A 7,812-nucleotide genomic window follows, 5' to 3' on the forward strand; every position below is an offset into this window, starting at 1 on the left:
GTCGTGGGTGTCGGCGCCACCCCGATGACCGGTTGGCTCGGCGGCTCCGGCCTCGACATCAGCAACGGCGTCCTGTGTACCGCGGCCGGTGCCGCGGTCGACTCCTTGCAGCACGTGCACTCCGAGATCGTCGCCGCGGGCGACATCGCCCGGTGGGCCAACCTGCGCTTCGATGGGATCCCGCGTCGCATCGAGCACTGGATCCACGCCGTCGAGATGGGACCCCACGTCGCCCACACCTTGCTGCGCCCCGAGGAGGCTCAGCCGTTTACGCCGATTCCGCGGTTCTGGTCTGAACAACATGGAACCAAGATTCAGGCCGCTGGCATGCCCGGCCCCGCTGACACCATCACCGTGGTCGAAGGCAGCGTGGGTACCCGCAGCCTCGTCGCCGCGTACACCCGCGCAGACACCCTCGTTGGCGTCGTCACCATCAACGCGCCCAAGCGTCTGCAGCACTACACGACGCTGATCGCCCAACCCAACCAAGCCGTCCTCGCCGCCACGAACCCTGGTCGACTGGGGGCGCACGCCTAGCAACCACCGACGGCCGCGACACCACCATGGGCTGCCCCCGATTGGTTGACGCCTATCCGGGCAACAGGCCCCTTACCTCTCCGCCCGGTGTGACGTCGGAGGCCAGAGCTACGCGATGAGGGAAGCCGCCCGGCCGAACTCATGCTCGGCAGCCACGACCGTTAGATGGGACGCCGTCGCAGGCCACCGAGGGCCTGTACGTTTTCTGTGGCCAATCAGGGAGCTTGCTGCGCATATGCTTGTACGAGCCGAACCCTGCGGGACTTCCACTCAACTGATCGAGCCCCCCACGCGCACGCCGCCGGACCCTGACATCCAACGGTTTGGACGCCCCGCAACCACCGACGCGTGAACGGGGTAGGTCGGAGATGGGACTGACCGCAATCGAGGCGCTCGTCGGCCGCGTCATACTGGGTGGAATGCTCCGCCGCCGTGCCCAAAGCAGCCATGTGGCCGACTGGCGGCACGGTCCTTGCGATCGCATGCGAGTTGTGGTGCGTCACTCGAAGCGAGCACCACCCAGAGATCGCTCGTGATAAACAGCCGCGACCGCTGCTCGTGAGGAGTCGTCACGGTCGGGCCAGAGGTGGCCGTGGGTCGACGGCGCCCTCCTCGTCGACCTGTGGGATGACCTCGACCTCCCCGACCCGCTCCGCAAGGCGTGGCAGACGCTGATCGACGACGCTCGAAACGGGCCGATCGAGGACCCGATCTACGTCGGCGTCGACGAGGCCCACAAGCACCAGCGCGAGGAACTCAAGGAGCGCATCGCCGCCCGCCGTGCCGCAGCCAAGGCAGCGCACACCTGAAAGTGACTCGGCGAGAACGGCGCTCGCCAGTACCGTCGTTCACCATGGAGCAGGTTGTGTTCGCAGGCGACTGGCACGGCAACCTGCCCTGGGCCACCAGCCGCCTCCAGTCCATCGGCTCCTCCAGGGCGACGACGATCCTGCACGTCGGTGACTTCGGGATCTGGCCCGGCAGTTCCGGCAAGCGCTACCTCCAGGCAGTGGAGAACACCTGTGCGCGCTATGACCTCAACATCATGATCACCCCAGGCAATCACGAGGACTGGGCCCGGCTAACGACGCTGTGGGCGAACCCGAAACGCCGCGACCCTGGAACCGGCGAGGCACTTCCCCTCCGTCTGACCGACCACGTCCAAGTGCTCCCTCGCGGCCATCGATTCACGATCGACGAGACGACGTTTCTCTCCTTCGGCGGCGCTGCCTCGGTCGACCGGCACCTGCGCACCGAGGGCTTGGATTGGTGGCCTGAGGAGATGCCCTCAGAGACCGATGTTGAGTCTGCGGTCGTCGGCGGACCGGTCGACGTCCTCATCACCCACGACACACCAGAGTCCGAGTGGTGCGTGCCCGCGGTTCGCGAAACGCTGGCTCGCAACCCTCACGGATGGCCACAGGATTCACTCGCCTGGGCCGCGGTCTCCCAGTCACGAGTCAACCGGGTCTTCGAGGCCGTCCGGCCGCGACTGCTCGTCCACGGACACCACCACGTCTGGGACGACCGAGGCGTGCAGCTGCCCGGTGTAGCCCACCAGACCCGCGTCGTCTCTCTAGGCGCCGACGGCGAGCCTGGCAACGTCTGGCGCCTTGATCTCGACACAGTCGTGCCAGCCTGAGCCGGCACCTCCAGATTCCGCAGGGAATCAGCGGGAGATTCGGCTCAACGGGCGGGTCTCTGAAGAGCAGGGACACGACGTCAGTGTCGAGCACGATCCGAGACAAGGAAGGCGGCTATCGCTCAGGCGAGGTGCGAGCACGGTCGGGGCGAACAGAGGCAAGGAACTCATCGAACTCAGCGTCGTCAGGGAAGAGTTCCGGTGCTGCAAGGTCATGCGGAGTCATCAGCACGGGGGGTCGCGGAACAACTCGTCGAGGTCGACGTGGTCGGACTGCGGAACTGCCGCAGCAGCATCAGGGTTTGTGCTCATGCCTTCTCCTCCGTCGTGACGTGCCTCCAGTGTGCCGCTGACCTCGGACTAGATGGGTTCCACGCCGCCACCGGGAGGGGACCGTCGAACGCAGCAGCCAAAATCGCGCGCGACATCATCGGGCGATGACTTCGGGTGGCCCGCCCGGTAGCTGTCAGATATAGTCGACACATGATCGAAGTCGTCCGCACAGACGAGTTCGAGATATGGCTGGAAAAACTCAAGGACTTACGAGGCAAGGCCCGCATCATCCGGCGGATAGACCGACTCGCCACAGGCAACCCTGGCGACGTGAGGCCGATCGGCAAGGGACTTTCGGAGCTACGTCTCGATGTAGGGCCGGGGTACCGGGTCTACTTCCTGCAGGACGCAGACACGCTGGTCCTCTTGCTGTGCGGCGGTGACAAGTCGACGCAGCAGAAGGACATCGAGAAGGCACACGATCTCGCCGATGAATGGCGATCCGACAGGCAGAAAGAAGCGGAGGGCAAACCATGACCATGAGTGAGAAGTATCAGCGCTTCGACGCCGCCGACTACCTGAAGGACCTCGACGACGTTGCCGTGTTCTTGGAGGTCGCGCTCGAAGACTCCGCCGAGGACCCGAGTGCGGTTCCGCATGCCCTAGGCATCATCGCCCGGTCGCAGAACATGAGCGAGCTCGCCCGACGGGTCGGGATGAGCCGCGACGGTCTCTACAAGGCACTCTCCGAAGACGGCAACCCGACCTGGTCGACCATCCTCAAGGTGACGAACGCGCTCGGGCTGAGGTTCGAACTGCACACCGTCGCATGACCTCAACTGCCGGTTGAAATTCCGCAGGGATTCCGCAGGAGATCCGTTCGAGGCCGAAATCGGCCAACTTCGCCCAACCGCCCAGATTGACGTTTCCGCAGGTCAGACCGTGTTTTCCCGAGATGTTCCGAGGTGTCCAACACCACTCGGGGTGTTCGAGCTCTACTACGACATCTGATTTGAGGGTTTTCACCCTCTGTCAGCAACTGCTAAAAATGGCCCCTGACCTGCGGAAACGTCTTTCAACGTCTTCCGGCGTCAGGGGTCGTTTTTCGTTGTTCTGCGGCCCCAGTGCGGCCCCAGTGGTGGCGCCGCGCATTTCTGCGGCGAGAACGCGACGAGCGCACTCGACCGCCCGCAGGGCCTACCACGAATGGTTCACCGCGACCGCCCTGTGGTCGCCTTCCGCCAAATTGGGACAATCTCGTTGCGAGTACTGATATGCCTTTCCCAACGTGGCGATACGCGCACACAGTCCAGAACGAGGTCCCATGCCGAGCACCATCGCCTGGCTCGACTCAAGCCGCGAAGAGCAGCGCCGCATACGCGAGGTCATCAATCTGTTCTCCCAGACGGAGAGCCGAGATGAGCTCGGGATCGGTCAGGTCCGGGACTCGTTCACCGACCAGTTGTTCCCGGGGACCTCCACCCTGCACACACGGGCGCGGTACCTGCTTCTCATCCCCTGGTGCTACGGCGCCGCCGCAAGTCCGGGCCACAAGCGGTGAAGACCTACAGCGGCGTGCGGGTGACAACGAGAGACGACTCATAGTCGCGCTGAACAACGCCGGCGCTCATGACGGCCCAATTGGTCGCAACGTCCTCACCAAGCCCAAGACACTGCCTTCATCGCCGTACTGGTCGGCACTCGGCCAGTGGGGAGTTCTCGTCGGCGACCCGGCGGACGAGCTTGCTGCTCGATCTTGGCGACCCGAGGCTGACGAGCTTGTGGAGCGCGCCTCGAGTAGGTGGAACGTCCCCGCGTTGCCAAACGGCTTCCCTGACAGCGCCGACACGCTCGATCTGTCGTTCGAAGAAGCCAGTTGGGTCCGCGAGCGGATGCTCAGCGGCAGCCCAGGATCGTTGCTTGAGGTGCTGTTGAACTCCAACGAGGGAGCCCTGCGTCAGCTGCCCGCAGCGTGGGACGTCCCCGTGGAGTCCACAGATCTGGCCGCACTCATCGAGCATGCCCGCCTCTTTCCCTGGACGTGCAGGGGGCAGGGCCGGCGATCGACCCGTTCCCCCGGTCTCCTCAGCACGACACTCGTCCCTCGCTCGGACTGTGATCGCGAGATTCGCCGGAGGTCGCCGATAACGTCTGCCCGTGGTCGAAGGGCCGAGCCACGATCGTCAGCAACGGCCAGGCTCTCTGCAGGAGCCACAACCGGTCGAAATCGAACCTCACACCACCGTGGTGGTACGTCGCGTCCCTCGAACGCCGACGCCGGAAGTACTACCCCGCAGGCGCAGCCGTCCGAATCTCTGCGGCGATGTCTACGCCCGACAAGGCTGCGCGCGCCGACTGGACGGCTCGCAGGAAGCTCGTTGGCCCCGACGTCCCACGCGTTCGGCGAAGGCGTCGAGCGCGTCGATGACGTCCTGGGCGATCCATGCGCGGTTGCGCTGTCCGCCACCAGCGCGCTCGAGGATGCCGGCTTCCTCAAGCTGCTCCATTGCGCGCTGGGCAGCCGAGAGCGCCACTCCTGTAGCGGCCTCCACGTAGGCGACGTTGACGGCGGGCTGGTTCAGCAGATGGGGCAGCAGTCGTCGTGCCGCAGAGCCTCGCCGCGATGCCAGGCGCTCGTTCCAGCCCTCGTAGACCCTCTCTAGGTCGTCAACGAGCTGCCGCCCGTTGCCGATGGCACGGAAGGAGGCGTTGATGAACTGCAAGACGATCGTCTCGAGATTCCCCTCCCGATAATCGGTGAGCGCACGGAAGTAGGCGGACGTGTCGGTGAGCAGACCGGCAGAGACCGGAACCGTCAAGGTGCGCGTGACACCGGAGTGGCGCAGCATCGCGTGGATGAGGGTGCGTCCGATGCGGCCGTTGCCGTCGTTGAACGGGTGGATCGTCTCGAACTGTGCGTGCGCGATGGCGACCTGCACCAGCACCGGCAGGTCCACTCGCTGGACGAAGGTGATGAGGTCGTCGAGCGCCCCTGGCACGCGGGTGTGGTGAGGCGGGACGAAGGAGGCCGTATGCGGACTCAGCGCGTTACTACCGATCCATACCTGCCGGTCACGCAGTGCGCCGGGGGCGGCATACGCGTGCTCATCGAGCAGTGCCTGGTGTGCCGCCAGGATCGAGTCGACGCTGATCTTGTCGGCCAGCTCGACCGCCCGCTGCATGGCCGTGACGTTCGCGGTGACCAGTTGCGCATTGGGGCCGGCCTTGGCCTCAATCGCAGCCATCGCCAACGCCCGGGCACCGGCAGTCACGCCCTCGATCTCCGATGATGACGCCGACTCGGTGCTTAACAGCACCGAAGCCAGCGGGGCTAGCTCGGTGGCCGCATCATCGCCTTCACGAGCCGCGCGGCGCGCGGCGATGGCGGTGATCTCGGCGTCGAAGCGGGTGATCTCACGCACAGCATCCTCGGCCTCGGCCTGGAGCGCGGCGTTGATCCGGACATCGGCCTCAGCGATACTGGCAGGTACCGCCGCCTGGTAGGGCCCTCGGGCCGCGAGTTGCTGGCGGCGTGAGGCAGAGTGATCCTGTTCGCTGTCCCAGGGGTGTGTCTCCCAGCCGACAGCAAACTCGGGATGCGCCTCGCCTCGTTCTTGCCTCACACCCTTACGTTACACCACTTTATGAGTACAAAGTGGTGTAACGTATCGGCGAGCACCAGCCCTCCGATACGGACAAACTTGCCGGACTCCATAGACCGCTCGCGACTACAGTGGGGCACGGGCGTCACGAAGGGGAGGGACCTGAGTGCTGTCGGACATCGAGATCGCTAACTCCGCTGAACTGGTTCCCATCACCCAGGTTGCCCAGGATGAGCTGGGGATCGACCCGGTCCACTTAGTGCCCTTCGGCCACTACAAGGCGAAGGTCGACCTGCGCTACCTCCTGTCCCCTGAGGAACGGCCCCTCGGCAAGCTGATCTTGATGACGGCGATGTCTCCGACGCCGGCGGGTGAGGGCAAGACGACGACCACGATCGGGCTGGCTGACGCATTGCGGGGGCTGGGGCGCAGGACGATGGCCTGCCTGCGTGAGCCGTCGATGGGCCCGGTCTTTGGCATGAAGGGCGGCGCAGCAGGCGGCGGTTGGTCCCAGGTGGTCCCGATGATCGACATCAATCTGCACTTCACCGGTGACTTCGCGGCGATCGCGGCCGCGAACAACCTGCTGGCGGCGTTGGTGGACAACCACATCCACCATGGCAACGCGCTGGGCATCGATGTCCGGTCGGTGGATTGGAAGCGGGTGCTCGACCTCAACGACCGGGCGCTTCGGGACGTGGTGGTCGGTCTCGGCGGCCTCGCGAACGGCCACCCGCGCGAAGATAGCTTCGACATCGTGGTGGCCTCCGAGCTGATGGCGATCTTCTGCCTGACCGAGTCCTGGGCCGACCTCAAGCGCCGAATCGGCGACATCGTGGTCGGCCACACCCGGGAGAAGAGGCCGGTCACGGCCCGTGAACTCGAGGCTGACGGTGCGATGGCGGTACTCATGCGGGACGCGCTCGCGCCCAACCTGGTGCAAACGCTGGAGCACACCCCAGCGTTCGTGCACGGTGGCCCGTTCGCGAACATCGCACACGGTTGTAGCTCAGTGATCGCCACCCGGGCGGCGCTGCGACTAGCCGACTACGTCGTCACGGAGGCCGGCTTCGGGGCCGACCTCGGCGCGGAGAAGTTTGTGGACATCAAGTGCCGCGAGTCCGGGCTCCGTCCCGATGCCGCGGTGTTGGTGGCCACTGTCCGGGCGCTCAAGTTCCACGGCGGGGTAGGCGTGCCCGACCTCGATCGGGAGGATCTCGGTGCCGTGGAGCGCGGCATGGAGAACCTTGCGCGGCACCTGCGCAACATTCGTGAGGTCTATGGGATCCCGTGCGTCGTCGCGCTCAACCGGTTTCCGACCGACACGGACACGGAGGTGGCCCGGGTGGTTGAGCTGGTCGACGGTCTGGGGGTCCGGACCCATCCGGCCACTCACTTCGTCGACGGTGGCATCGGCGCAACCGATTTGGCGAAGGGCGTGCTCGACCTGCTTGAGAACACTGACCCGTCAATGTTCTCCTTCACCTACCCCGACGGGCTCCCGCTCAAGGAGAAGGCGGAGACGATCGCCCGTCGGCTCTATGGAGCGTCCAGCGTGACGTGGGATGGCAGGGCCACGCAGCGGCTCGACCGTCTGGAGGCCGACGGGTACGGCGGGCTGCCAGTCTGTATCGCCAAGACGCAGTACTCATTCTCGACCGACGCCACCCTGCGCGGAGCGCCGACCGGTCACAACCTGCACGTGCGCGAGGTCAGACTCTGCGCGGGCGCGGGCTTCGTGGTCCTCGTTTGCGGTGA

The 7,812-nt window shown here is 65.5% G+C and carries 8 protein-coding genes; 6 read left to right on the forward strand and 2 right to left on the reverse strand.

Features of this window, described 5'->3' with window-relative positions; genetic code table 11:
- Window positions 1-537 (forward strand): oxidoreductase C-terminal domain-containing protein (locus H7290_RS04315; RefSeq protein WP_290512788.1); only part of this gene is annotated, 537 nt, incomplete at its 5' end.
- A 569-nt stretch (window positions 538-1,106) separates the two neighbouring features.
- Here the strand turns inward: H7290_RS04315 and H7290_RS04320 are convergent.
- A complete protein-coding gene (locus H7290_RS04320; protein ID WP_290512789.1) occupies window positions 1,107-1,340 on the reverse strand; it encodes a hypothetical protein in 234 nt (77 codons plus the stop codon).
- 50 nt (window positions 1,341-1,390) lie between these two features.
- Between H7290_RS04320 and H7290_RS04325 the strand changes: the two genes are divergently transcribed.
- The 4 genes from H7290_RS04325 (at window position 1,391) to H7290_RS04340 (ending at window position 4,013) form a co-directional block, all read left to right on the forward strand.
- The gene (locus tag H7290_RS04325; protein WP_290512790.1) at window positions 1,391-2,179 is read left to right on the forward strand and encodes a metallophosphoesterase; all 789 of its coding nucleotides are present in this window, start codon (window positions 1,391-1,393) and stop codon (window positions 2,177-2,179) included.
- 483 nt (window positions 2,180-2,662) lie between these two features.
- Entirely contained in the window at window positions 2,663-2,989 is a 327-nt protein-coding gene (locus H7290_RS04330) for a type II toxin-antitoxin system RelE/ParE family toxin (protein WP_290512791.1), read from the forward strand.
- 2 nt (window positions 2,990-2,991) lie between these two features.
- Window positions 2,992-3,285 carry an addiction module antidote protein gene (locus H7290_RS04335; protein WP_290512792.1) on the forward strand — a complete coding sequence of 98 codons (294 nt, stop codon included), beginning with the start codon at window positions 2,992-2,994 and terminating at the stop codon, window positions 3,283-3,285.
- A 491-nt stretch (window positions 3,286-3,776) separates the two neighbouring features.
- Entirely contained in the window at window positions 3,777-4,013 is a 237-nt protein-coding gene (locus H7290_RS04340; RefSeq protein ID WP_290512793.1) for a DUF6361 family protein, read from the forward strand.
- Window positions 4,014-4,779: 766 nt separating this feature from the next.
- Here H7290_RS04340 and H7290_RS04345 read toward each other — a convergent pair.
- Window positions 4,780-6,075 (reverse strand): Fic family protein, encoded by a 1,296-nt coding sequence (locus tag H7290_RS04345; protein WP_290512794.1) that lies wholly within the window; start codon window positions 6,073-6,075, stop codon window positions 4,780-4,782.
- Window positions 6,076-6,220: 145 nt separating this feature from the next.
- Here H7290_RS04345 and H7290_RS04350 point away from each other — a divergent pair.
- The coding region (locus H7290_RS04350; protein ID WP_290512795.1) for a formate--tetrahydrofolate ligase at window positions 6,221-7,812 on the forward strand (1,592 nt) is incomplete at its 3' end.

The organism is Aeromicrobium sp. (assembly GCF_014378035.1).
Taxonomy (GTDB): domain Bacteria; phylum Actinomycetota; class Actinomycetes; order Propionibacteriales; family Nocardioidaceae; genus Aeromicrobium.

Excerpts from the sequence above, each read along its gene's own strand:
- H7290_RS04325 (WP_290512790.1), top strand. The coding sequence starts at position 1,391 with ATGGAGCAGGTTGTGTTCGCAGGCGACTGGCACGGCAACCTGCCCTGG.
- H7290_RS04330 (WP_290512791.1), top strand. The coding sequence starts at position 2,663 with ATGATCGAAGTCGTCCGCACAGACGAGTTCGAGATATGGCTGGAAAAA.
- H7290_RS04335 (WP_290512792.1), top strand. The coding sequence starts at position 2,992 with ATGAGTGAGAAGTATCAGCGCTTCGACGCCGCCGACTACCTGAAGGAC.
- H7290_RS04340 (WP_290512793.1), top strand. The coding sequence starts at position 3,777 with ATGCCGAGCACCATCGCCTGGCTCGACTCAAGCCGCGAAGAGCAGCGC.